Annotated in this window: 21 protein-coding genes, 1 tRNA gene and 1 riboswitch; of the genes, 19 read left to right on the top strand and 3 right to left on the bottom strand. The window is 75.8% G+C overall.

Going from position 1 to position 22,787, the window contains the following annotated elements; translation table 11 throughout:
* Positions 1-35 precede the first annotated feature (35 nt).
* The 13 genes from cmk to SJY06_RS14605 all read left to right on the top strand — a co-directional run bounded on the left by cmk (position 36) and on the right by SJY06_RS14605 (position 9,011).
* Positions 36-797 carry a (d)CMP kinase gene (cmk, locus tag SJY06_RS14665; RefSeq protein ID WP_380168280.1) on the top strand — a complete coding sequence of 254 codons (762 nt, stop codon included), beginning with the start codon at positions 36-38 and terminating at the stop codon, positions 795-797.
* Positions 794-1,531 carry a lysophospholipid acyltransferase family protein gene (locus tag SJY06_RS14660; RefSeq protein ID WP_380168279.1) on the top strand — a complete coding sequence of 246 codons (738 nt, stop codon included), beginning with the start codon at positions 794-796 and terminating at the stop codon, positions 1,529-1,531. The genes cmk and SJY06_RS14660 overlap by 4 nt, the downstream gene beginning before the upstream one ends.
* Positions 1,528-3,069 (top strand): ribosome biogenesis GTPase Der, encoded by a 1,542-nt coding sequence (gene der, locus SJY06_RS14655; protein ID WP_380168278.1) that lies wholly within the window; start codon positions 1,528-1,530, stop codon positions 3,067-3,069. Before SJY06_RS14660 ends, der begins: the two co-directional genes overlap by 4 nt.
* A gap of 45 nt (positions 3,070-3,114) precedes the next feature.
* Positions 3,115-3,188, top strand: a tRNA-Pro gene (locus SJY06_RS14650).
* A 92-nt stretch (positions 3,189-3,280) separates the two neighbouring features.
* Positions 3,281-3,862, top strand: a complete 582-nt coding sequence (locus SJY06_RS14645; protein WP_380168277.1) for a CDP-alcohol phosphatidyltransferase family protein — start codon at positions 3,281-3,283, stop codon at positions 3,860-3,862.
* On the top strand, positions 3,855-4,769 hold the full coding sequence (locus tag SJY06_RS14640) for a DUF881 domain-containing protein (RefSeq protein ID WP_380168276.1): 915 nt from the start codon (positions 3,855-3,857) through the stop codon (positions 4,767-4,769). The genes SJY06_RS14645 and SJY06_RS14640 overlap by 8 nt, the downstream gene beginning before the upstream one ends.
* Positions 4,766-5,098, top strand: a complete 333-nt coding sequence (locus SJY06_RS14635) for a small basic family protein (RefSeq protein WP_380168275.1) — start codon at positions 4,766-4,768, stop codon at positions 5,096-5,098. Before SJY06_RS14640 ends, SJY06_RS14635 begins: the two co-directional genes overlap by 4 nt.
* Positions 5,099-5,128: 30 nt before the next feature.
* Positions 5,129-5,887: a DUF881 domain-containing protein gene (locus tag SJY06_RS14630; protein WP_380168274.1), complete on the top strand. Its 759-nt coding sequence runs from the start codon at positions 5,129-5,131 to the stop codon at positions 5,885-5,887.
* A gap of 76 nt (positions 5,888-5,963) precedes the next feature.
* Complete coding sequence (gcvH, locus tag SJY06_RS14625; RefSeq protein ID WP_380168273.1) at positions 5,964-6,347, top strand: glycine cleavage system protein GcvH; 384 nt, start codon at positions 5,964-5,966, stop codon at positions 6,345-6,347.
* Positions 6,348-6,426: 79 nt separating this feature from the next.
* Complete coding sequence (locus tag SJY06_RS14620; protein WP_380168272.1) at positions 6,427-6,924, top strand: FHA domain-containing protein; 498 nt, start codon at positions 6,427-6,429, stop codon at positions 6,922-6,924.
* Positions 6,921-7,637, top strand: coding sequence for a MerR family transcriptional regulator (locus SJY06_RS14615; protein ID WP_380168271.1), 717 nt, complete (start codon positions 6,921-6,923; stop codon positions 7,635-7,637). The genes SJY06_RS14620 and SJY06_RS14615 overlap by 4 nt, the downstream gene beginning before the upstream one ends.
* A gap of 82 nt (positions 7,638-7,719) precedes the next feature.
* Positions 7,720-8,325, top strand: a complete 606-nt coding sequence (locus SJY06_RS14610) for a bifunctional nuclease family protein (protein WP_380168270.1) — start codon at positions 7,720-7,722, stop codon at positions 8,323-8,325.
* An 89-nt stretch (positions 8,326-8,414) separates the two neighbouring features.
* Positions 8,415-9,011, top strand: a complete 597-nt coding sequence (locus SJY06_RS14605; protein WP_380168269.1) for a MerR family transcriptional regulator — start codon at positions 8,415-8,417, stop codon at positions 9,009-9,011.
* Between the two features lie 13 nt (positions 9,012-9,024).
* On the opposite strand, the gene SJY06_RS14600 is transcribed toward SJY06_RS14605, so the two are convergent.
* The gene (locus SJY06_RS14600) at positions 9,025-9,819 is read right to left on the bottom strand and encodes a ParA family protein (RefSeq protein ID WP_380168268.1); all 795 of its coding nucleotides are present in this window, start codon (positions 9,817-9,819) and stop codon (positions 9,025-9,027) included.
* 40 nt (positions 9,820-9,859) lie between these two features.
* Positions 9,860-9,965: riboswitch (glycine riboswitch) on the top strand.
* 80 nt (positions 9,966-10,045) lie between these two features.
* Here SJY06_RS14600 and gcvP point away from each other — a divergent pair.
* The 5 genes from gcvP to SJY06_RS14575 all read left to right on the top strand — a co-directional run bounded on the left by gcvP (position 10,046) and on the right by SJY06_RS14575 (position 19,293).
* Positions 10,046-13,057 (top strand): aminomethyl-transferring glycine dehydrogenase, encoded by a 3,012-nt coding sequence (gcvP, locus tag SJY06_RS14595; RefSeq protein ID WP_380168267.1) that lies wholly within the window; start codon positions 10,046-10,048, stop codon positions 13,055-13,057.
* A 9-nt stretch (positions 13,058-13,066) separates the two neighbouring features.
* Positions 13,067-14,077, top strand: a complete 1,011-nt coding sequence (locus SJY06_RS14590; protein ID WP_380168266.1) for a hypothetical protein — start codon at positions 13,067-13,069, stop codon at positions 14,075-14,077.
* On the top strand, positions 14,074-14,547 hold the full coding sequence (locus tag SJY06_RS14585) for a PPOX class F420-dependent oxidoreductase (RefSeq protein ID WP_380168265.1): 474 nt from the start codon (positions 14,074-14,076) through the stop codon (positions 14,545-14,547). Before SJY06_RS14590 ends, SJY06_RS14585 begins: the two co-directional genes overlap by 4 nt.
* Before the next feature lie 3 nt (positions 14,548-14,550).
* Positions 14,551-15,810 carry an O-succinylhomoserine sulfhydrylase gene (locus SJY06_RS14580; protein ID WP_380168264.1) on the top strand — a complete coding sequence of 420 codons (1,260 nt, stop codon included), beginning with the start codon at positions 14,551-14,553 and terminating at the stop codon, positions 15,808-15,810.
* A gap of 78 nt (positions 15,811-15,888) precedes the next feature.
* On the top strand, positions 15,889-19,293 hold the full coding sequence (locus SJY06_RS14575) for a pyruvate carboxylase (protein WP_380168263.1): 3,405 nt from the start codon (positions 15,889-15,891) through the stop codon (positions 19,291-19,293).
* A 36-nt stretch (positions 19,294-19,329) separates the two neighbouring features.
* On the opposite strand, the gene SJY06_RS14570 is transcribed toward SJY06_RS14575, so the two are convergent.
* The gene (locus SJY06_RS14570) at positions 19,330-21,255 is read right to left on the bottom strand and encodes a VWA domain-containing protein (protein WP_380168262.1); all 1,926 of its coding nucleotides are present in this window, start codon (positions 21,253-21,255) and stop codon (positions 19,330-19,332) included.
* Between the two features lie 106 nt (positions 21,256-21,361).
* On the opposite strand from SJY06_RS14570, the gene hisF reads away from it, so the two are divergent.
* Complete coding sequence (gene hisF / locus SJY06_RS14565) at positions 21,362-22,165, top strand: imidazole glycerol phosphate synthase subunit HisF (protein ID WP_380168261.1); 804 nt, start codon at positions 21,362-21,364, stop codon at positions 22,163-22,165.
* On the opposite strand, the gene SJY06_RS14560 is transcribed toward hisF, so the two are convergent.
* Positions 22,131-22,781 carry a TIGR03085 family metal-binding protein gene (locus SJY06_RS14560; RefSeq protein ID WP_380168260.1) on the bottom strand — a complete coding sequence of 217 codons (651 nt, stop codon included), beginning with the start codon at positions 22,779-22,781 and terminating at the stop codon, positions 22,131-22,133. The two genes, hisF and SJY06_RS14560, sit on opposite strands and share 35 nt — an antisense overlap.
* Positions 22,782-22,787 lie beyond the last annotated feature (6 nt).

Below are 22,787 nucleotides of genomic sequence, written 5' to 3'. Positions count from 1 at the left end.
CCGCCCGCCGCCACCGACCTCCCGGGAGCCCCTCCGTGCCTGTGCCGTCCCGGTCCGAGCCGTCCGCCCGGGTCCTCGTGGCCGTCGACGGCCCCTCCGGGTCGGGCAAGTCGTCGGTCTCGCGCGAGGTCGCCCGCCGCACCGGGCTGGCCTACCTCGACACCGGGGCGATGTACCGGGCGTACTGCTGGGCGGCCCTGCGCGACGGCGTCGACGTGGCCGACCCCGAGGCCAGCGCCGCCGTCGTCCGCGCGGCCGACGTCGAGGTGGGTACCGACCCGGACTCCGCCCTGGTCCGGGTCGACGGCACCGACGTCACGGCCGACATCCGGGGCGCCGCGGTGACGGCCGCAGTCTCGCGCTTCGCCTCGCACCCGGCCGTGCGCGAGGAGCTGCGCCTGGCCCAGCGGGCGGCCATGGTCGCCGCGCCGCACGGCTGCATCGCCGAGGGCCGCGACATCACCACGGTCGTCGCCCCCGACGCCGACGTCCGGATCCTGCTGACCGCCGACCCCGACGCCCGGGTCCGCCGCCGGGCCCTGCAGCTGGGCGAGCCGGCCACGGGTGAGGCCGGCAGCGGCACGGACGGGCCCCGGACCGAGGTCGACGTGCGCGAGGCCGTCCTCGGTCGTGACGCGGCGGACTCGCTCGTCACGTCCTTCCGGACCGCCGCCGACGGGGTGCTGGAGCTGGACTCCTCCGAGCTGGACCTCGAGCAGACGGTCGCCGTCGTGCTCCGCCTCGTGGTCTCCGCCCGGCAGCGCGCCGTCGGGGCGCTGGCGGGGGAGCGCACGTGAGCGCCGCCGCGACCGCCCCGGCCAGCCCGACCGCCCCGACCGCCCCGGGCCGGTGGTGGGGCCGCATCGTGGGCTTCCTGGTCGCGCACGTCATCTGGCGGACCGACGTGAGGGGCCTCGAGCACGTCGCCACCGGCCCCGTGCTGCTGGCGGTCAACCACGTCAGCGTCCTCGACGGCCCGCTCGTGTACTCCAGCAACTGGCGTCGCGGCGCGCACTTCCTGGTCAAGAAGGAGATGTTCCGCGGCTTCTTCGGCTGGGTGCTGCACCAGGTCGGCCAGATCCCCGTCGACCGCTCCGGCGGCGACCGGGCGGCGCTGGTCTCCGCGGTGGCCGTGCTGCGCGACGGCGGCGTGGCCGGCATCTTCCCCGAGGGCTCGCGGGGCCGCGGCGACGTGGCGGCGGTGCGGACCGGCATCGCGTGGATCGCGCTGCAGTCCGGCGCCCCCGTGGTGCCCGTCGCGGTGCTCGGCACCCGTCGCACCGGTGAGAGGTCGGGCGGGCTGCCCCGGTTGCGCCGGCGGCTGCGGGTGGTCCACGGCGAGCCGTTCCAGCTGCTGCGGCCCGACGGCGTACCGGGCAAGCAGGCCCTGGCCATGGCGGCCGAGCAGGTGCGGGTCCGGCTGGGCCAGCACGTCGAGGCCGCGGTCGCGCTGACCGGTGAGCCGCTGCCGGACGACCCCGGCACCACCACCCCGAACCAGGACCCAGGACAGGCAGGCAGCACACCGTGACCGGAACCGACGGCACCACCGACGACCAGACCCTCGACCAGCCCCTCGACGCGGCCGGCGGCGGGGACCACGACGAGCCCTCGACCCCCGAGGCCGGGACGGGCGTGCCCGACGAGGCCGCGGAGCGCGTCCTGCGCAGCCAGCTCGCCGACTACGACCTGGCCGAGGAGGACCTGGCGGTCCTGGGCGGCGACCTGGCCGACGGCGACCTCGAGCACGAGGACGTCCGTCCGGTCGTCGCCGTCGTCGGCCGGCCCAACGTCGGCAAGTCGACGCTGGTCAACCGCATCCTCGGCCGGCGCGAGGCCGTGGTCCAGGACGTCCCCGGCGTCACCCGCGACCGGGTCAGCTACCCGGTCGACTGGGCCGGGCGCAGCTTCACCCTGGTGGACACCGGCGGCTGGGACGCCCGCGTCGAGGGCCTGGCCGCGCAGGTCGCGGAGCAGGCCGAGGTCGCCGTCGGGCTGGCCGACGCCGTGGTCTTCGTGGTCGACGGCACCGTGGGCGCCACGGCCGTCGACGAGGCGGTCGTGAAGATGCTGCGCCGGGCGGGCAAGCCCGTCGTCCTGGTGGCCAACAAGGTCGACGACGCCCGCGGCGAGGCCGACGCGACCGCCCTGTGGTCCCTGGGCCTGGGCCAGCCCTACCCGGTGTCCGCCCTGCACGGGCGCGGCAGCGGCGACATGCTCGACGCGGTCCTGGAGGTCCTGCCCGAGCGGACCGCAGCCACCGCGGAGTCCTCCGCCGTGCGTCGCGTCGCCCTGGTCGGCCGGCCCAACGTCGGCAAGTCCAGCCTGCTCAACGCGCTGGTGGGCAGCGAGCGCGTCGTCGTCGACTCCGTCGCCGGCACCACGCGCGACCCGGTCGACGAGATGGTCGAGCTCGGCGGGCGCACCTGGCGGGTCGTGGACACCGCCGGCATCCGCCGCAAGCACCGCAGCAGCGTCGGGGCCGACTTCTACGCCGGGCTGCGCACCCAGGCCGCCATCGAGCGGGCCGAGGTCGCCGTGGTCCTGGTCGACGCCTCCGAGATCCTCAGCGAGCAGGACGTCCGCGTGGTCCAGAACGCCGTCGACGCCGGCCGCGCGGTGGTGCTGGCGATCAACAAGTGGGACCTGGTCGACGACGAGCGCCGCCGCTACCTGGAGCGCGAGCTGGAGACCGAGCTGGTGCAGGTGCCGTGGGCCCCCCGGGTCAACCTGTCCGCCCGCACCGGACGCCACCTGGACCGGCTGGTGCCGGCCATGGACCGTGCGCTGGCGTCCTGGGAGTCCCGGGTACCGACGGGCCGGCTGAACGCGCTGATCGCGGAGATCGTCGCCGCGCACCCGCACCCGGTGCGCGGGGGCAAGCAGCCCCGCATCCTGTACGCCACCCAGGCGGGGGTCCGCCCGCCCACGTTCGTGCTGTTCACGACCGGGTTCCTGGAGGCGGGCTACCGCCGGTTCGTCGAGCGGCGGCTGCGCGAGGAGTTCGGTTTCGAGGGCACGCCCATCGAGGTGACCGTCCGGGCGCGGGAGCGTCGGAAGCGCACCTGAGGCTGCGATACGATTCCGCCCGGCGGTCGCGGGAACGCGGCCGACCGGGACGTGGCGCAGCTTGGTAGCGCACTTGACTGGGGGTCAAGGGGTCGTGGGTTCGAATCCCGCCGTCCCGACAGGGTCGACAGGCCCGGTCGACCGGAGCCGGTCGACCGGCTCGGGCCCGTAGCCAGGGGAGGCCGCCACGACCACCGCCGTCAGCGACCGGGTGCTCACCATCCCCAACGGCATCAGCCTCGCCCGGCTGCTGTGCGTGCCCCTGTTCGCGGTCCTCATCCTGACCGGGCAGGACGCGGCGGCCCTGGTGGTCCTGCTGGTGGCCGGGGTCAGCGACTACGTCGACGGCGTCCTGGCCCGCCGCTGGGACCAGGTCACGCGGCTCGGGCAGCTGCTGGACCCGGCCGCGGACCGGCTGTACGTCACGGTGGCCCTGCTGGGCCTGGGCTGGCGCGAGGTGCTGCCGTGGTGGCTGGTCGGGGCCATCGTCGGCCGCGACCTGGTGCTGACCCTGAACGTGCTCGTGCTGCGCCGCCACGGGCTGTCGTCCCTGCCGCCGCACCTGGTGGGCAAGACCGCGACGTTCGCCCTGCTGGTGGCGCTGCCGCTGCTGCTGCTGGCGCAGACCGCCGAGCCGGTCGCGGTGGTCGTCCGCCCGCTGGCCTGGGCCGTCCTGCTGTGGGGCGTGGCGCTGTACTACTGGGCCGCCGTCGGCTACCTGCGCCAGACCTGGGTGCTCGTCGGCCGGGTCCGCCGGGGCGAGGACCCCACGACGGCGGTGACCGGTGCCTAGGTCGGTCTTCTCGTCCTCGTCGCTGCTGACCGACATCATGCAGCGGCCGCTGGACCCCGGGTACGAGGCGGCGGCCCGCCGCCGCGCGGCGCCGCCCGGCCCGGAGGGCGACGGTGGGTCCCCCCGGCGCCGACGGGTCGGCCGGCGCTGGGACGTCACCACCTCGGTCGTCGTGGCCGGCGTCGTGCTGGGCCTGGTCGCCGGCGCGGCGGTGGCCCAGCTGCGCTCCGGGCCGCTGCAGGCGCAGGACCGCGCCGTCCTGGAGGCGGAGATCGAGCGACGCACCGCCCTGGCCGACGAGGTGGCGGAGGCCAACGCGGAGCTGCGCCTGCAGATCGAGGCCGACCAGGCCGCAGCCATCGGTGAGGGTGCCACCACGCTGCTGGCGGACACCGAGCGCCTGGCCGTGGTGACCGGGGCCGTGCCGGTGGTCGGCGACGGGGTCGTGGTGGTGCTGGACGACGCCCCCAGCGACGGCGTCGAGGAGCCGAGCCAGATCGCCGACGACGGCCGGGTCCGCGACGTCGACGTGCAGACCGTCGTCAACGGCCTGTGGTCCGCCGGGGCCGAGGGGGTCGCGGTCAACCACCAGCGGCTCACCTCGCTGAGCACGATCCGGCACGCCGGCGACGCCATCGTCGTGGACCTGCGTCAGCTGGCCCGGCCGTACACCATCACGGCGGTCGGCGACCCCGGCACGCTGGAGGACGAGGCACGCACCGGGTCGGCGGGGCAGTGGGCCGCGTTCCTGCGCGACAGCTACGGTATCTCCGTGTCGGTGGAGGTCGCCGAGGACCTCGAGCTCCCGGCGGCGTCCAGGCTGACGCTGCGCCACGCGCAGGGGGTGGACGGCCCGGTCGGGGAGGACGCCCCGCAGACGCCGCCGGAGGAGGCTGGACAGACGTGATCGCGATCATCGGCCTGCTGCTCGGCGTCGCCGTCGGCGTGTTCCTGGAGCCGACCGTCCCGCCCGCGCTGCAGCCCTACCTGCCCATCGCCATCGTCGCGGCGCTGGACGCGCTGTTCGGCGGCTTCCGCGCGGTCATCGAGGGCATCTTCGACGACCGCGTGTTCGTGGTGTCGCTGGTGTTCAACGTCGTCATCGCCGCGTTCGTCGTGTTCCTGGGCGACCAGCTGGGCGTCGGCGCGCAGCTGAGCACCGGCGTGGTCGTCGTCCTGGGCATCCGCATCTTCTCCAACGCCGCGGCCATCCGGCGGCACCTGCTGGGGTCCTGACGTGACCCGCCGAGCGACGGTCGTGCCGCGATGACCTACCACCCGGACACCGTCGACCGGACGTCGGCCTGGCGCCGGCTCCGCAACGGCGTGGGCCGTCGGCCGGGCCGCTTCCAGGTGCTGGCCGCGGTGCTGCTGTTCCTGCTGGGCTTCGCCGTGGTCACCCAGGCCCGGCAGACCTCCGAGGCGGGCCTGTCCACGCTGCGCGAGACCGAGCTGGTCCGGCTGCTGGACGGCGTGAGCGAGCGCCGGCAGCGGCTGGAGGACGAGGCCGCCGAGCTGCAGGAGCAGCGGCAGGCCCTGCTGACCAGCTCCGACGCCAGCGCCGAGGCCGAGCGGGCGGCCCGCGAGCGGCTCGCCGTCTACTCGATCCTGGCCGGGACCGCGGCGGCGCAGGGCCCGGGGATCACGGTCGTCATCCGCGACCAGGGGGAGCGGACCGTCACCGACGCGTTCATGCTCGACACCGTCCAGGAGCTGCGCGACGCCGGGGCGGAGGCCATCCAGATCGGCGACGTCCGGGTGGTGGCCAGCACGTCCTTCGTCGACGCCCCGGACCGCAGCGGGATCGCCGTGGACGGCACGGTGGTCGCCTCGCCCTTCACCATCCGGGCCATCGGCGACCCCGACGTCATGGAGCCCGCGCTGCGCATCCCCGGCGGGGTGGTGCCCCGGCTGGAGCGCTTCGGCGACGCCGTGACGGTCACCGAGCTGGAGAACGTCTTGGTCGACGCGTTGCGGGTCGCCGCACCCCCTGAGTACGCTCGCCCGGCCCAGCCCGAACAGTGACCGGCTGCTCGCGCGGCGTCATCGCTCGGCACCCGGGACGGACGGCCAACCCGAACTGAAGGAAGCGGTGAGACCGGTGGACGTGCCTGACGGGCTGCGGTACACGGACGAGCACGAGTGGCTGCGTCGGGGCGAGGACGGCTCGGTGCGCATCGGCATCACCGACTACGCCCAGGACGCCCTGGGCGACATCGTGTTCGTCGAGCTGCCCGAGGCGGGCGCCGTGGTCGTCGCCGGCCAGGCGTGCGGCGAGGTCGAGTCGACCAAGTCGGTGAGCGAGCTGTTCGCCCCGGTGAGCGGCACGGTCACGGCCCGCAACGACGGCCTGGAGGCCGCCCCGGAGACCGTCAACGGCGACCCGTACGGTGAGGGCTGGATGTTCGAGGTCCGGCCCGACGACGACGGGGCGGTGGACGCCCTGCACGACGCGGCGGCCTACCGGGCGCTGACGGACGGGTGAGCTCCGGCCCCGATCGTCTGCACGTCTACCTGAGCATGAGGGTGACCACTACGCTGGTGGGAACCGAGGAGGAGAACCGATGACGGAGACCCCGGACGCACCCCGCCAGCGCGGCACGGCTGCGATCCCGGTGACCCCTGGCCAGGGCGTGGACACGACCATCACGTACGCGCAGGCCACGGACACCGACCCCGCGAGCGGGCTGACACGGGACGACCAGCGCGCCGTCGAGGCGCTGCCGCAGGGTTCCGCCCTGCTCGTCGTGCAGCGCGGCCCCAACGCCGGCGCCCGGTTCCTGCTGGACTCCGAGCGGACGACCGCGGGGCGGGCCGCCGACAGCGACATCTTCCTCGACGACGTCACGGTCTCCCGGCGTCACGCCGAGTTCGGCCGCGTGGGCGAGGGCTACCGGGTGGTCGACGTCGGCAGCCTGAACGGCACCTACGTCAACCGGCAGCGCATCGAGTCCGCCGTGCTGAACGCCGGGGACGAGGTCCAGATCGGCAAGTACCGGCTGGTCTACCACCCGTCCCGCCAGCAGCTGGTCGCGGCGGACGGTGAGGGCTCCGGGGCGTGAGCAGCCCGGCTCTGGCGGGCCGTCCCCGGCCGTCCGGCCTGACCATCGGCGAGGTCCTCGCCGTGCTGCGCGAGGAGTTCCCGGACGTCACCATCTCCAAGATCCGCTTCCTGGAGGAGCAGGGTCTGGTCGAGCCCGACCGCACCCCGTCGGGCTACCGCAAGTTCTCGCACCGTCACGTGGACCGGCTGCGCCACGTGCTCACGCTGCAGCGCGACCACTTCCTGCCGCTGCGCGTGATCCGGGAGCAGCTGGACGGTGAGGGCCCCGGGCCGCAGCCGTCGCCCACGGGGCGCCCCGGCCCGTTCGTCCGGGTGCTCGAGCCCGGCTCCGGCCCCGTGGAGGGCGCGTCCGACGTCGAGTCGCTGGCCCGGGCCGCCGAGGCCGACCCGGCCCTGGTCGCCGACCTGCTCAGCCACGGCCTGGTCCGGCCCGCCGCGGACGGCTGGTTCAGCCCCGACGACGTCGAGGTGGTGCGCGCCGCTGCTGCTCTGGCCGCGCACGGGGTGCAGGCGCGCCACCTGCGCTCGTTCCGGACCGCGGCGGACAAGGAGGTCGACCTGGTCGAGCAGGTCGTGGCGCCGCTGCGCCGGTCGGGCCGCTCGGGCCGGTCGGGGGCGGCCGGCGAGGTCGCCGACACCGCCCGCGAGGTCGCGGCGTCCTGCCTGCGTCTGCACGCCGCGCTGGTCGCGGGCTCGCTCGCCCGGCGCTGACCCGCCTCGCGCCCGCCGCTGACTCGCCCGCCGGTGGCCCTGGGGACGGCCGCGCGGCCGGCTCGGGGGTAGCGTGAGCGTCGTGCGTGAGCTTGACGTGGTCGGCATCCGGGTGGAGACGCCCTCCAACAACCCGATCGTGCTCCTGCGCGAGCGCGAGGGCCACCGGTACCTGCCGGTCTGGATCGGGGCGGCCGAGGCCAGCGCCATCGCCTTCGCCCAGCAGGGCCTGGTACCGCCCCGCCCGCAGACCCACGACCTGCTCCTGGACGTGCTGACCGCCCTCGGTCGCACGCTGGAGGAGGTCCGGATCACCGCCTACCGCGACAACATCTTCTACGCCGAGCTGCTGCTGGACGGCGGCACCACGGTCGGCTCGCGGACCTCCGACGCCGTCGCCCTGGCCCTGCGGGCGGGCTGCCGCATCGTCGGGGCCGAGGACGTCCTGGACGAGGTCGGCGTGCCCGTCCCCGACGAGGACGAGGGCGAGGTGGAGGTGGAGCGCCTGCGCGAGTTCCTCGACAACGTCAACCCGGAGGACTTCGCCTTCGACGAGGGCCGGTCGACCGGGGCCGACCTGATGGACGAGCTCGACGAGCTCGAGAACGAGCTGTCCGAGGACGACGCCGAAGGCCCCGACGGACCCGACGGCGACGACACGCCGCCCAAACCCTCCAGTGGTGGTTGACCCTTGGGCGGGCGATCCCTACCGTCGCAGGTGACGGAGCGGTACCGGGCACCTCAGTGCCCGGCCGTCCCGCGCGAGAGGAGCCCGGCATGGCACACCACGAGGTAGACGGCGCCGCCGCACGAGCGGGCGCCGTCTCCGTGACCGGCTCCGACCGCGACCAGGGCATGCTCTTCTCCGACGGCCTGCCCGACCTGGACGAGTCCGCCGGGTACCGCGGCCCGGTCGCGGCGCGGGCCGCGGGCATCACCTACCGCCAGCTCGACTACTGGGCCCGCACCGGTCTGGTCGAGCCCGCCGTGCGCGGCGCCAGCGGCTCCGGCAGCCAGCGGCTGTACGGCTTCCGCGACATCCTCGTGCTCAAGATCGTCAAGCGGCTCCTGGACACCGGCGTCTCGCTGCAGCAGATCCGGACCGCCACCCACGTGCTGCGCAGCCGCGGCGTCGAGGACCTCGCCAACATCACCCTGATCTCCGACGGCGCCAGCGTCTACGAGTGCACCTCGGCCGACGAGGTCATCGACCTGGTCCAGGGCGGGCAGGGCGTGTTCGGCATCGCCGTGGGCCGGGTCTGGCGCGAGGTCGAGGGCACCCTGGCCGAGCTGCCCGCCGAGCGCGACGAGGAGACCGTCCCCGTGCCGGGCGACGAGCTCGCCCGCCGCCGGGCCGCGCGCGAGGCCGGCTGAGCCCCGCCCGCCCTCAGCGGGTGCGGCGCCGGGTGGTGCCCGCGCGCAGCACCCGGTCCAGGTGCAGGTCGAACGCGGCCGCCAGCTCGCTGCCGCCGTGGCCGTGCCAGCGGTGCACCGGGGTCGTCGCGCCCTGCGACTGCTGCACCGCCGAGCGGTCGGGCAGCGGCGGGCGCAGCACGAGCGGGCCGAACAGGCTCGTCATCTCCTCCAGCCGGTAGCGGTGCTCCGGCGAGCGCTCCCGGAACCGGTTGACCAGGATCCCCAGCGGCATCAGGTCCGGGGCGTCGCTCTGCCGCAGCGCGTCGATGGCCCGCAGCGCCCGGTCGGCCGCGGCCACCGAGAAGATCGCCGGCTCGCTGACCACGAGGGCCCGGTCGCTGGCCACCAGGCCGGTCCGGGTGAGCCCGCCCAGCGACGGCGGGCAGTCCACCAGCACCAGGTCGTACCAGGGGACCTTGGCCAGCGCCGTGGCCAGCGAGCGCATGGCCCGCGGCCGGGTCGCGTAGTCGTGGTCGGTGCTGGCCTCCGAGCCCAGCATCACGTCCAGCACGCCGGGCTGGTCCCCGGCCCAGCCGGACGGCGCGATGGCCTTGGCCAGCTCGCCGCGGCGCGGGTTGGCCAGCACGTCGGCGACGGTCGAGTCCCGGCGGGCGGCCACGTCCAGCCCGGTGGTCGCGTCGGCCTGAGGGTCCAGGTCGACCACGAGCGTCGGCACCCCCCGCGCCAGCGCGGCCGAGGCCAGACCCAGGGTCACGGTGGTCTTGCCGACGCCACCCTTGAGGCTCCCCACGCTCAGCACGATCACGGCCCCGACGCTACCCGGCTGATAGCCTGGCCCACGCTGCACACACCCTGCGGGAGAGTCCGTCGTGACTGTCCTCGAACCACCGCGTCGGCGCCGAAGGGGCAACCTCCCCGGAACCTCTCAGGCACCAGGACCGCAGGGCACAGGCACGCAGGAGGGGTCCGCCCCGACTGTCGGGGTCCGATGTGACGAGCCCGGTGCGGGCTCACGGACGCCGAGGAGCCACGTGCCCACCACCCCCAGCACGCCCAGCCCCAGCACGCCCAGCCCGAGCCCGCGCACGGCCTTCCCGGACCGGCACCTCGGTCACGTGCCGGACCCGGAGGCCTTCGCCCGGGCGACCGGCTTCGACTCGCTGAGCGAGCTGGTCGCGGCCACGGTGCCCGCCGGCATCCGGCAGCAGGAGCCGCTGGACCTGCCGGCCCCGCTGGACGAGGAGGACGCGCTGGCCGAGCTGCGCGCCGTCGCGGCCCGCAACCGGGTGGTCCAGCCCATGATCGGCCTGGGCTACCACGGCACCGTCACCCCGCCGGTGGTCCGGCGCAACGTGCTGCAGGACCCGGCCTGGTACACCGCCTACACGCCCTACCAGCCGGAGATCAGCCAGGGCCGGCTCGAGGCGCTGCTGACCTTCCAGACCCTGGTCACGGACCTGACCGGTCTCGACGTGGCCAACGCCAGCCTGCTCGACGAGCCGACGGCCGCGGCCGAGGCGATGACCCTGCTGCGTCGGGCCGCCAAGGCCGCCGACGACGCGGTGTTCCTCGTCGACACCGACGTCCTGCCGCAGACCCGGGCCGTGCTGGCCACCCGCGCCGAGCCGCTGGGCATCGACCTGGTGGACCTCGACCTGGGCGACGGCGGTGAACCGTCGGGCGACCTCGTCACCCGCGCCCTGGGGGACCGCGCGGTGTACGGCGCCCTGCTGCAGTACCCCGGTGCCTCCGGCCAGGTCCGTGACCTGCGCGCGGTCACCGGGGCCGTCGTGGCGGCCGGGGGCCGGGTCGCGGTCGCCACCGACCCGCTGGCGCTGACCCTGCTCACCCCGCCGGGGGAGTGGGGCGCCGACGTCGTCGTCGGGTCCATGCAGCGCTTCGGGGTCCCGATGGGCTACGGCGGCCCGCACGCGGGTTACATGGCCGTGCGGGACGGGCTGCAGCGTCTGCTGCCCGGCCGCCTGGTCGGGGTCAGCAAGGACGCCTCCGGCAACCCGGCGCTGCGCCTGGCCCTGCAGACCCGTGAGCAGCACATCCGGCGCGAGAAGGCCACGTCCAACATCTGCACCGCGCAGGTGCTGCTGGCCGTGATGGCCGGGATGTACGCGGTGTGGCACGGCCCGGACGGGCTGCGTCGGATCGCGGCCCACGCCCACGACCACGCGGGCGCCGTGGCGGCGGCCGCGGCCTCGATAGGGGTAACGGTCGTGACGACGCAGTTCTTCGACACCGTCACCCTGCAGGTGGCCGACGCCGACGCCGTCGTGGCCGAGGCGCTGTCCCGGGGCGTGAACCTGCGCCGGGTCGACGCCACGCACGTGGGGGTCAGCACCGACGAGACGACCCGCCAGGGGCACGTGGACGCCGTGGTCGCCGCGCTGGCCACGGTGTCGGGCAGCACCGCCGACCTGCCGGTCGAGGTCGTGGCCACCCCGGTCGAGGGCGCCTTGGCCCGCACCAGCGCCTTCTGCACCAACGAGGTGTTCCACCGCTACCGCTCCGAGACCGGCCTGCTGCGCTACCTGCGCCGCCTGGCCGACGCGGACTTCGCCCTGGACCGGGGCATGATCCCGCTCGGCTCCTGCACCATGAAGCTCAACGCGACGACCGAGATGGAGTCCGTCACCTGGTCGGAGTTCGCGGACCTGCACCCGTTCGCCCCGGCCGAGCAGGCCGCCGGCACCCGGCAGGTGGTCGCGGACCTGGAGCGCTGGCTGGCCGAGGTCACCGGCTACGACGCGGTCAGCATGCAGCCGAACTCCGGCGCCCAGGGCGAGCTCGCGGGCCTGCTGGCGATCCGCGGCTACCACCGCGCCCAGGGCCACCACGAGCGCGACGTCTGCCTGATCCCGTCCAGCGCCCACGGCACCAATGCCGCCAGCGCCGTGATGGCGGGCATGCGGGTGCAGGTCGTGGCCTGCGACGAGGCCGGCAACGTCGACGTCGACGACCTGCGCGCCAAGATCGCGACCCACGGCGACCGGCTCGCGGCGTTGATGATCACCTACCCGTCCACCCACGGGGTGTTCGAGGAGACCGTCACCGAGATCTGCGACGAGGTGCACGCGGCGGGCGGGCAGGTGTACCTGGACGGGGCCAACCTGAACGCCCTGGTCGGCCTGGCCCGGCCGGGCCGGTTCGGCGCGGACGTCAGCCACCTCAACCTGCACAAGACGTTCTGCATCCCGCACGGCGGCGGCGGGCCCGGCGTGGGCCCGATCGGGGTGCGCGCCCACCTGGCCGGGTTCCTGCCCGGGCACCCGCTGGAGCCCACGCTGGCCGACAACCCCGTCGGGCCGGTGTCGGGGGCGCCGTACGGCTCGGCCGGCATCCTCACCATCCCCTGGACCTACGTGCGGATGATGGGGGCCGAGGGCCTGACGGAGGCGACCACCCGCGCCATCGCGGCGGCCAACTACGTGGCCGGACGGCTGCGCGGGCACTGGGACGTCCTCTACACCGGCCGCAACGGCACGGTGGCCCACGAGTGCATCCTCGACGTCCGGCCGGTGCTCAAGAGCGCCGGGGTGACGGTGGACGACATCGCCAAGCGGCTCATCGACCACGGCTTCCACGCCCCGACCATGAGCTGGCCCGTGGCGGGCACGCTCATGGTCGAGCCCACCGAGAGCGAGGACCAGGCCGAGCTGGACCGGTTCTGCGACGCGATGATCGAGATCCGGGCCGAGGTGGCCCGGGTCGAGTCCGGCGAGTGGGACGTCGCCACCTCGCCGCTGCGCCACGCCCCCCACACGGCCGAGGACCTGGTCGGTGACTGGGAGCGGCCCTACGAGCGCCGGCTCGGGGTGTACCCGGCGGGCACGACCCGGGGCAAGTACTGGCCGCCCGTCAACCGGGTCGACGGCGCCTGGGGGGACCGCAACCTGGTCTGCGCCTGCCCCCCGGTCAGCGCGTTCGGCGAGGAGCCGGCCGAGACGGGCGCGGAGCCGGCGACCGGGACGGGGACGGCGGCCGGCACCCACCCCGGACGGGGCGACCGCGAGCCCGTGGCCGCGCGCTAGCGTTCGAGCATGTCCCAGCCGCCCGCCCCGCCCCCGCCGCCCCCGGGTCCGTACGGTCCGCCGCCCCAGGGGCCGTACGGCCCGCCGCCGGGTCAGGGCGGCCCGCCACCCGGGCAGGGCGGCCCGCCGCCCGGGGCCGACCCGTACGGCCCCCCGCCCCAGGGCTACGGGCAGGGGTACGGGCAGGGCTACGGGCAGGGCACCGGGGTGCGCCCCGACCCCGGCCCCGGTACGGACGTGGTGTCCGTGCTGGGCCTGGTCCTGGCGTTCCTGCTGGCGCCCGTCGGTCTGGTCCTCAGCATCGTCGGCGTCGCCCGCACCCGTGACGGCCGGCGCCGGGGGCGCGGGCTGGCCATCGCCGGCATCGTGGTCTCGGTCGTGCTGAGCCTGGTCGCGGCCGGCATCGTCGTCGCCGTGGTGGCCTTCGGGGCGTGGTGGGAGCGCGTGGTGACCCCGGGCCTGGACGACCCCGCGTTCATCGAGGAGCTCGAGCAGCTGGAGGAGGGACTGTCGGTCCCGTCGCCGGGAGCCAGCGGGCCCGCGGGCCTGGACGAGCTGACGGAGCAGCTGGAGGACCTGCTGCCCTCCGACGCGCCGGTCGACCCGGCCACGGCCCTGCCGCTGGGGGGCACGGCCGAGGTCGGCGAGTTCGAGGTGACCGTGACCGGGGTCGACCTGGACGCCACCGACGTCCTCGTCGCGCAGGGCAACGGCGAGCCGGACGGGCAGTACGTGGTGGTGACCGCCGAGGTCACGAACACCTCCGCCGACGCCCAGAGCGTCTACTTCGGGCTCAACACCGCCTACCAGGCGGCGTCGGGCACCGAGTACGACGAGTTCACCTGCGACGCCTCGTTCGAGGGCCAGGCCGTGGCCCTGGCCGACGTCGAGCCCGGGGCCAGCACGCCGGTCAGCTGGTGCCTGGACGTCCCGGAGGCCGAGGTGGGCGGCGGGGTCGTCGTCATCGGGGCCACGTTCGACCTGACCGGTGACGCCTCGGCCGTCTGGGCCGAGCAGTGAGCCGCACCGCGGCGACGGCCCGTCGCCCCGAGCGGGACGAGCTGCTGGCGTTCTGCCGTGACCGGCACCACGTCGTGCTGATCACCCACCGCGCGGACGGCAGCCCGCAGGCCTCCCCGGTGTCCTGCGGCGTGGACGAGCAGGGTCGCTTCGTCATCTCCACCTACCCGGAGCGGGCCAAGGTGCACAACGCCCGCCGGGACCCCCGGGTCACGCTGGTCGTGCTGTCCGACGACTGGGACGGTCCCTACGTCCAGGTCGACGGCGAGTGCGAGGTGCTCGACCTGCCCGAGGCGCTGGAGCCGCTGGTCGACTACTTCCGGTCCTTCGGCCGGGAGCACCCGGACTGGGACGAGTACCGCGCGGCCATGCTGGAGCAGGGCAAGTGCCTGCTGCGGGTGACGCCGAGCCGCTGGGGCCCGGTGGCCACCGGCGGCTTCCCGGCCCGGCTGGTGGACCAGGACGGCTGAGCCGTGGCGGGGGGCCGGGGGGAGAGCGGCACGACGGGCGGGGCCGGGACGACGGGCGGGCGCGGGGCGGGGCCCGGCCCGGACACGACCGCGGTGCGGGGCGGGCTGCGACGCAGCCCGGCGGGGGAGACCTCCGAACCCGTCCACCTGACGTCGGGGTTCGTGTTCGACGACGCCGAGCAGGCCGAGGACGCGTTCCTGGGCGACAACGACCGCTACGTGTACTCCCGCTACGGCAACCCCACCGTCGAGGCCTTCACCGAGCGGCTGCGCCTGCTCGAGGGGGCCGAGGCCTGCCTGGGCACCGCCAGCGGCATGGCCGCGGTCTTCGCCGCGCTGGGCGGGCTGCTCGCCGCCGGCGACCGGCTCGTGGCCTCGCGGGCCATGTTCGGCTCCTGCGCGGTCGTGGTCACCGAGGTGCTGCCCCGCTGGGGCGTGCGGACCGAGCTGGTCGACGGCACCGACCTGGACGCCTGGGCGCAGGCGCTGGCCACCCCGGCACAGGCGGTCTTCCTGGAGTCACCGTCCAACCCCATGCTCGACCTGGTCGACGTCGCCGCCGTGGCGGAGCTGGCCCACGCGGCCGGCGCCGTGGTGGTCGTGGACAACGTGCTGGCCTCGCCGGTGCTGTGCCGGCCGCTCGGCCTGGGCGCCGACGTGGTCGTCTACTCCGCCACCAAGCACATGGACGGGCAGGGCCGGGTGCTGGGCGGCGCGGTGCTGGGGCCGGCCGACCTGGTCGACGGCGAGATCGGGCACCTGGTCCGTCACACCGGCCCCACGCTCAGCCCGTTCAACGCCTGGACCCTGCTCAAGGGCCTGGAGACGATGCCGCTGCGGGTGCGGCACAGCTCCGAGGCGGCGCTGCGCTGCGCCCGGTGGCTCGAGGGCCGGCCGGGCGTCGCCGCCGTCCGCCACCCGTTCCTGGCCTCGCACCCGCAGCACGACCTGGCCCGGGCCCAGATGAGCGGCGGCGGGACCGTCCTGGCCCTCGAGCTGGCCGGCGACGGCAGCCCGGCCGGTGCCCGCCGCGCCGCCTTCGCGTTCCTCGACGCCCTCGAGCTGGTCGACATCTCCAACAACCTGGGCGACACCCGCTCGCTGGCCTGCCACCCCGCCACCACCACCCACCGGGCGCTGTCCGGCAGCGTGCGGCGCGCGCAGGGCATCACCGACGGCGTGGTCAGGGTGTCGGTCGGGCTGGAGGACGTCGAGGACGTGCTGGCGGACCTCGACCGGGCCCTGGCCGCCGCGACGCGCTGAGGCCGCCGCGACCCGGTGGGGCAGCCGCCCGATAGCCTCGCCGCGTCCGCACGGTCGCCGCCTGCCCCGGGGGTCACGTTGTTCCAGAAGGTCCTGGTCGCCAACCGCGGCGAGATCGCCGTCCGCGCCTTCCGCGCCGCCACCGAGCTGGGGGCGCGCACCGTGGCGGTGTTCCCGTGGGAGGACCGCAACGGCGTGCACCGGATCAAGGCCGACGAGGCGTACCTGATCGGCGAGCGGGGCTCGCCCGTGCGCGCCTACCTCGACGTGGCCGAGGTGATCCGGGTGGCGCAGGAGTGCGGCGCGGACGCCGTGTACCCGGGCTACGGGTTCCTGTCGGAGAACCCGGAGCTGGCCACCGCGTGCGAGGCGGCCGGCATCACGTTCGTCGGGCCGTCGGCGGCCGTGCTGGAGATGGCCGGCAACAAGGTCACCGCGATCGCCGCGGCGAGGCGCGCCGGGCTGCCGGTGCTCGAGTCCACCGAGCCCTCCGACGACCCCGAGACCCTGCTGGCCGGGGCCGAGCAGGTCGGCTTCCCCGTCTTCGTCAAGGCCGTCGCCGGCGGCGGCGGGCGGGGCATGCGCCGCGTCGACGACGCCGGGGCCCTGCCCGAGGCGCTGGCCGCGGCCATGCGGGAGGCCGAGGGGGCCTTCGGCGACGCCCGGGTGTTCGTCGAGCGCGCCGTCCTGAGCCCCCGCCACATCGAGGTGCAGGTGCTGGCCGACGCCGACGGCGAGGTGGTGCACCTGTTCGAGCGGGACTGCTCGATCCAGCGCCGGCACCAGAAGGTCATCGAGGTCGCGCCCGCCCCCGACCTCGACCCGGCCACCCGCGACGCGCTGCACCGCGACGCCGTGGCCTTCGCCCGCGCCATCGGCTACCGCAACGCCGGCACGGTGGAGTTCCTGGTGGCCACCGAGGGCGAGCGGGCCGGGGAGCACGTGTTCATCGAGATGAACCCCCGCATCCAGGTCGAGCACACCATCACCGAGGAGGTCACCGACGTCGACCTGGTCACCTCCCAGCTGCTCATCGCCTCCGGTGCCCGGCTGGCCGACCTGGGGCTGACGCAGGACCGGCTGCGGGTCAACGGGGCGGCCATCCAGTGCCGCATCACGACCGAGGACCCGGCCAACGGCTTCCGGCCGGACGTCGGCCGCATCACCACCTACCGCAACCCCGGCGGCGCGGGCATCCGGCTGGACGGGGGCACGGCCTACGCCGGGGCCGAGATCAGCCCGCACTTCGACTCCATGCTGACCAAGCTGGTGTGCCGGGGACGCGACTTCGCCACCGCGGTGGCCCGCGCCCGCCGGGCCCTGGCCGAGTTCCGGATCCGCGGGGTGGCGACCAACATCCCGTTCCTGCAGGCCATGCTGGCCGACCCCGACTTCCAGGCCGGGGCGTTCACGACCTCGTTCATCGACCAGCGCCCGCACCTGGTCACCGCCAGCCCCGGGGCGGACCGGGGCACGCGGCTGCTCACCTACCTGGCCGACGTCACCGTCAACCGGCCGCACGGCGAGTCGCCCGTCGAGCTGCCCGCGAGCCTCAAGCTGCCCCCGACGGACCTGTCGGCCCCGCCCGCGCCCGGCTCGCGGCAGCGCCTGCTCGAGCTGGGGCCGGAGGGCTTCGCCGCCGACCTGCGTCGCTCGCCCGTGCCGATGCTGACCGACACCACGTTCCGGGACGCCCACCAGTCGTTGCTGGCCACGCGGGTCCGCACCACCGACCTGCTGGCCGTCGCCCCGCACGTGGCCCGCACCATGCCCGGGCTGCTGAGCGTGGAGTGCTGGGGCGGGGCGACCTACGACGTGGCGCTGCGGTTCCTGGGGGAGGACCCGTGGGACCGGCTGGCCGCGCTGCGCGAGGCCATGCCCAACCTGGCCCTGCAGATGCTGCTGCGCGGGCGCAACACCGTGGGTTACACGCCCTACCCCGCCAGGGTCACCGAGGCCTTCGTCGAGGAGGCGACCCGCACCGGGATCGACGTCTTCCGGATCTTCGACGCGCTCAACGACGTGGCCCAGATGCGGCCGGCCGTCGACGCGGTCCGGGCCACCGGGACCGCCGTGGCCGAGGTCGCGCTCTGCTACACCGGCGACCTGCTCGACCCGGCCGAGGACCTCTACACCCTCGACTACTACCTGAGGCTCGCGGAGCAGATCGTCGACGCCGGGGCGCACGTCCTCGCGATCAAGGACATGGCCGGTCTGCTGCGTCCCGCCGCGGCCCGGCGGCTGGTCACGGCGCTGCGGGACCGCTTCGACCTGCCGGTCCACGTGCACACCCACGACACGGCCGGGGGCCAGCTGGCCACGCTGCTGGCGGCGGTGGAGGCGGGGGCCGACGCCGTCGACGTGGCCACGGCGACCATGGCCGGCACCACCAGCCAGCCGCCACTGTCGGCGTTCGTCGCCGCCACCGCCCACACCGAGCTGGACACCGGGGTGTCGCTGCGGGCGGCCCAGGACCTCGAGCCGTACTGGGAGGTCGTCCGCCGCACCTACCGGCCGTTCGAGTCGGGCCTGACCAGCCCCACCGGCCGGGTCTACGACCACGAGATCCCCGGCGGCCAGCTGTCCAACCTGCGCCAGCAGGCGATCGCGCTGGGCCTGGGGGAGCGGTTCGAGCAGGTGGAGCGCATGTACGCCGCCGCGGACGGGATCCTGGGCCGGCTGGTCAAGGTGACCCCCAGCTCCAAGGTGGTCGGCGACCTCGCCCTGCACCTGGTGGCCGTGGGCGCCGACCCCGCGGCCTTCGCCGAGGACCCCTCGCGCTACGACATCCCCGACTCGGTCGTGGGCTTCCTGTCCGGCGAGCTGGGCGACCCCCCGGGCGGCTGGCCCGAGCCGTTCCGCAGCAAGGCGCTGGCCGGGCGCACGGCCCCGGTGCGCGACGCCGAGGTGAGCGCGGCGGACGAGGCCGCGCTGGCCGCCGACGCCGAGCCCGCCGTCCGCCGCGACACGCTCAACCGGCTGCTGTTCCCCGGCCCGACCGCCCGGCTGGCGGAGGTCCGCGAGGCCTACGGCGACGTGTCGGTCCTGGACACGCTGGACTACCTGTACGGGCTGCAGGCCGGGACCGAGCACACGATCTCGCTGGGCCGGGGGGTCCAGCTGATCGCCGGGCTGGAGGCCGTGGGCGACGCCGACGCCAAGGGCATGCGGACCGTGCTGGCCACCCTCAACGGCCAGCTGCGTCCGCTGCAGGTGCGCGACCGGTCGGTCGAGGTGGACTCCAAGCCGACCGAGCAGGCCGAGGTCGGCAACGACCGGCACGTGGCGGCCCCGTTCTCCGGCGTGGTCACGCTGCGGGTGGCCGTGGGCGACGAGGTCGAGGCGGGGCAGACCGTGGCCAGCATCGAGGCCATGAAGATGGAGGCGGCCATCACCGCCGCCCGGGCGGGCACGGTGGCCCGGCTCGCCGTCGGCGACGTGCAGCAGACCGAGGGCGGCGACCTGATCCTCGTCCTGGAGTGAGTCCCGGGCCGGCGGGCGCCCCGGCGTGCGCCCGGGTCAGCGGCGGCGCAGCGCGTCGAACAGCACCATCCGGAAGTCCTCGGGCCGCTCGGCCAGGTAGGCCGCGCCGCCCGTGGCCTCCGCGACAGCCGTCAGCTCCTCGGCGTCCACGTCATCGCTGATCCCGATGGCGACGACGCGCACGGGGCGGTCGGGGTCGGCCTCGGCGGCCAGGGTGTCGAGCAGCTCCTGCCGGCTGATGCCCGACGGGTCCTCCTCACGGCCGTCGGTCACCAGGACGACGGAGTTGGAGGCCCCCGGGTCGAAGTCCTCCCGCAGCGCCCGCACGGCCGCCAGGGTCGTGTCGTACAGCCCCGTGCCGCCCGGGGTCAGCCGGTCGGGCAGGGTCGAGACCCCGTCGGCCAGGGCCTCGCGCTGCTCGCCGGCGTCGGGGTCCAGCGGTGCGACCGGGACCACCTCGACGAAGTCGTCACCGCCCTCGCCCATCCCCACGGCGAAGAACCACAGCCCGATGGCTGCGCTGTCGGGGAACAGCGCCAGCGACTCGGTGGCCGCGTCCTGGGCGATCTGGGCGCGCGTGGCCCCGCTGTCCGTCACGGCCCGCATGGACGCCGACGCGTCGATCACGGCCAGCACCCGGCTCGGCCGGCTCAGCTCGCTCAGCCGGGCGAGCAGGCCGTCCACGTCCGCCACGGTGGGCACCGGCACCACGGCCGGGGTCCCGGTGGGTGCGCCGGTCGGTGAGCCGGCGGGTGCTGCGGCCTCGACGGGACGCCGGAAGCCGTCGACCACCGCGGCGTCGCGACCCGCCCCCTCCAGCAGCCGGACCACGCCCTCGATGGCCGCGGCGTCGACCCCGGCCTCGGACTCGGCGGTGTCGAGCCGGACCAGGGGGTAGTCCAGGCTGGTCAGCCCGTCGGCGGGCTGGACCGCCACCACCGAGGTGGTGGCGGCGCCGCGGTTGCCGACGAACACCTGCTGCTCGGTCGTGGGCGCCAGCGGTGCCTCGCCGCCGCCCTCGACCACCAGGCCCAGGGCGGCCGCGCCGTCCTCGACCCGGCCGCGCTCCACGGCGAGGGCGGCCGCGGTCAGCGCACCGCGGGCCTCGTCCGGGTCGGCCAGCGACGACCGCAGCGCGACCAGGGCCTGCAGCCCGGCCGCGCTGCCGGACAGCTCGGGCAGCGCGAGCCCCTGCGGGGCGGCCATGGCCACGGCCCAGCTGGGCGGGGCCTCGGTCCAGCCCGCACGGGTGGCCACCTCGGGGCTGGCGGCCAGCACCACCGGGGTGGTGACCAGCGACCCCAGCGCGGTGAGCGCGAACGGCCCGGTCGGGGTCGACGACGGGGTCGACGCCGCGGTGGACGGTCCGGTCGACGTCTCCGGGGCCTGGGCGGTCGACGCCTCGACCGACGCCTCGCCCGACGCCTCGGCCGCCGGCGCGGGGGAGGTCGCGGCCGACGGGGCGGGGGAGGCCGGCGTCGCCGCGGTCGGGCCGCCACCGGGGGCCGCGCGACCCAGCCACAGCGAGGAGTCCGGCAGCCACAGGTGGACGCCGGCGGCGTCCTCGCCGGCCGCCGCCAGGTCGGCCGCCGCCTGCGACGACGCCCGCGCCGTCAGCTCCACCCGGGCGCACACCCCGGTGACCAGCAGGTCGCCCTCGGCCTCGTCGACGACCCGCTGCAGCGACGGCGCCAGCGTGGGGTCGACGACGACCCGGACCGTCGGGCCGCCCGTGCAGGCGGCGGTCGGCTCCTCGCGCTCGGCGAGCAGGCCGACGACCACGGCGCCGGCGGCCAGCACCAGCAGCGTCACCACGACGACCGACAGCACCGTGAGCCGGCGGTGCCGGCGGGCCAGCCGGCGCCCCCAGCCACCGCTCGCACCCGGCGCCACCCGCGGCGGGGCCGGCTGCGGCGACGGGGTCGGCGGCGTCGGACCGGGCGGGTCCTGCGCTGCCGGCATGCGGTCGTCCTCCAGGGGGTCGTGGCTGCGGGCGACGGGCCCGGGCGGGCACGGGTGCGGTCGGGGCCCGCCCGCGGCCCCGGTACCGACCTGCCAGGATACCGGCGTGAGCCTGGCCGTCCGTGTCATCCCCTGCCTGGACGTCGACGCGGGCCGCGTCGTCAAGGGCGTCAACTTCCAGGGCCTGCGCGACGCCGGCGACCCGGTGGAGCTGGCCCGCCGCTACGACGCGGCCGGGGCCGACGAGATCACGTTCCTCGACGTCAGCGCCAGCTCCGCGGGCCGCGAGACCACGCTGGAGGTGGTGCGCGCCACGGCCGAGCAGGTCTTCGTCCCGCTGACGGTCGGAGGCGGGGTCCGCAGCCCCGACGACGTGCAGCGGCTGCTGGCCGCCGGGGCCGACAAGGTCGGCGTGAACAGCGCCGCCGTGGCCCGGCCCGAGCTCATCGCCGACATCGCCGACCGGTTCGGCAGCCAGGTGCTCGTGCTCAGCGTGGACGCCCGCCGCTGCGGGCCGGGCACCGAGACCGAGTCCGGCTGGGAGGTCACCACCCACGGCGGTCGCACGGGCACGGGCCTGGACGCCGTGGCCTGGGCCGCCCGGGGCGCCGAGCTCGGCGCGGGGGAGATCCTGCTCAACTCGATGGACGCCGACGGCACGGAGGCGGGCTTCGACCTGACGATGCTGCGCGCGGTCCGCCCGGTGGTCGGGGTGCCGTTGGTGGCCTCCGGCGGGGCCGGCGCCGTCGAGCACTTCGCCCCGGCGGTCGAGGCCGGAGCCGACGCCGTGCTGGCCGCGTCGGTGTTCCACTTCGCGACGATGACCGTCGGCGACGTGAAGGACGCGCTGGCGAGCGCCGGGCACCCGGTCCGGGTCAGACCCCCTGGGACGCCGCCCGGAACCGGGTGACCGACAGCGACGGTCCACCGACGTCCACCTGGGCGACGGCGCGGCGACCGAACAGCAGCAGCAGCAGCTCGATCGGCTCACCCGTCAGCACCACCGGGTGCGGGCCGCGCCACAGCACCCGTCGGCGACCGTCGGCGTGGACGGCCACGACCGGCACCCGGGTGCGGGCCAGCGTCATGAGCGCGACGCCGGGCAGCCGCTGCCAGACCGCCTCCTGCAGCTCGGGCACGTCCGGGCGCGGCCCGGCGCCGGCGGCTCGGCGGACGTCCTCGTGGTGCACGACGAACTCGGCCAGGTTGGCCAGGCCCTCGACGCCGGGCAGCGCGAACGGCGACCACGGCGGCGGCCCCGAGCGGAACCGCTCCACCACGGCGTCGAGCCCGGCCGCTGCCTGACCGGCCGACACCCGGGCCGTGTGCCCGGCCAGCGGCGGCAGCAGCAGGCCCAGCGAGGCGTCCGGGCGGCGCTCCCGCACCACCAGGTGCACGGCCAGGTCCGTCACGTCCCAGCCCTCGCAGAGCGTGGGCGCGGCGGCGCCGGCGGCCAGCAGCGCGTCCGCCAGCGCGTGACGCTCCGCGGTGACCAGGGACCCGCTCGACGAGCTGTTCGACGACATGGCGCC

Source organism: Jannaschia sp. R86511, from assembly GCF_042466345.1.
In the GTDB taxonomy this organism is placed as follows: domain Bacteria; phylum Actinomycetota; class Actinomycetes; order Actinomycetales; family JBBAYJ01; genus Aquipuribacter.
The sequence above is the reverse complement of the archived record's forward strand: the minus strand, read 5'-3'. Positions and strand labels throughout refer to the sequence as shown.

Bases quoted from the DNA above. Each gene is read 5' to 3' on its own strand.
- SJY06_RS14630 (WP_380168274.1), top strand. From the start codon at position 5,129: ATGACCTACCACCCGGACACCGTCGACCGGACGTCGGCCTGGCGCCGG.
- SJY06_RS14620 (WP_380168272.1), top strand. From the start codon at position 6,427: ATGACGGAGACCCCGGACGCACCCCGCCAGCGCGGCACGGCTGCGATC.
- SJY06_RS14605 (WP_380168269.1), top strand. From the start codon at position 8,415: ATGGCACACCACGAGGTAGACGGCGCCGCCGCACGAGCGGGCGCCGTC.
- SJY06_RS14590 (WP_380168266.1), top strand. From the start codon at position 13,067: ATGTCCCAGCCGCCCGCCCCGCCCCCGCCGCCCCCGGGTCCGTACGGT.
- SJY06_RS14570 (WP_380168262.1), bottom strand. From the start codon at position 21,255: ATGCCGGCAGCGCAGGACCCGCCCGGTCCGACGCCGCCGACCCCGTCG.
- SJY06_RS14560 (WP_380168260.1), bottom strand. From the start codon at position 22,781: ATGTCGTCGAACAGCTCGTCGAGCGGGTCCCTGGTCACCGCGGAGCGT.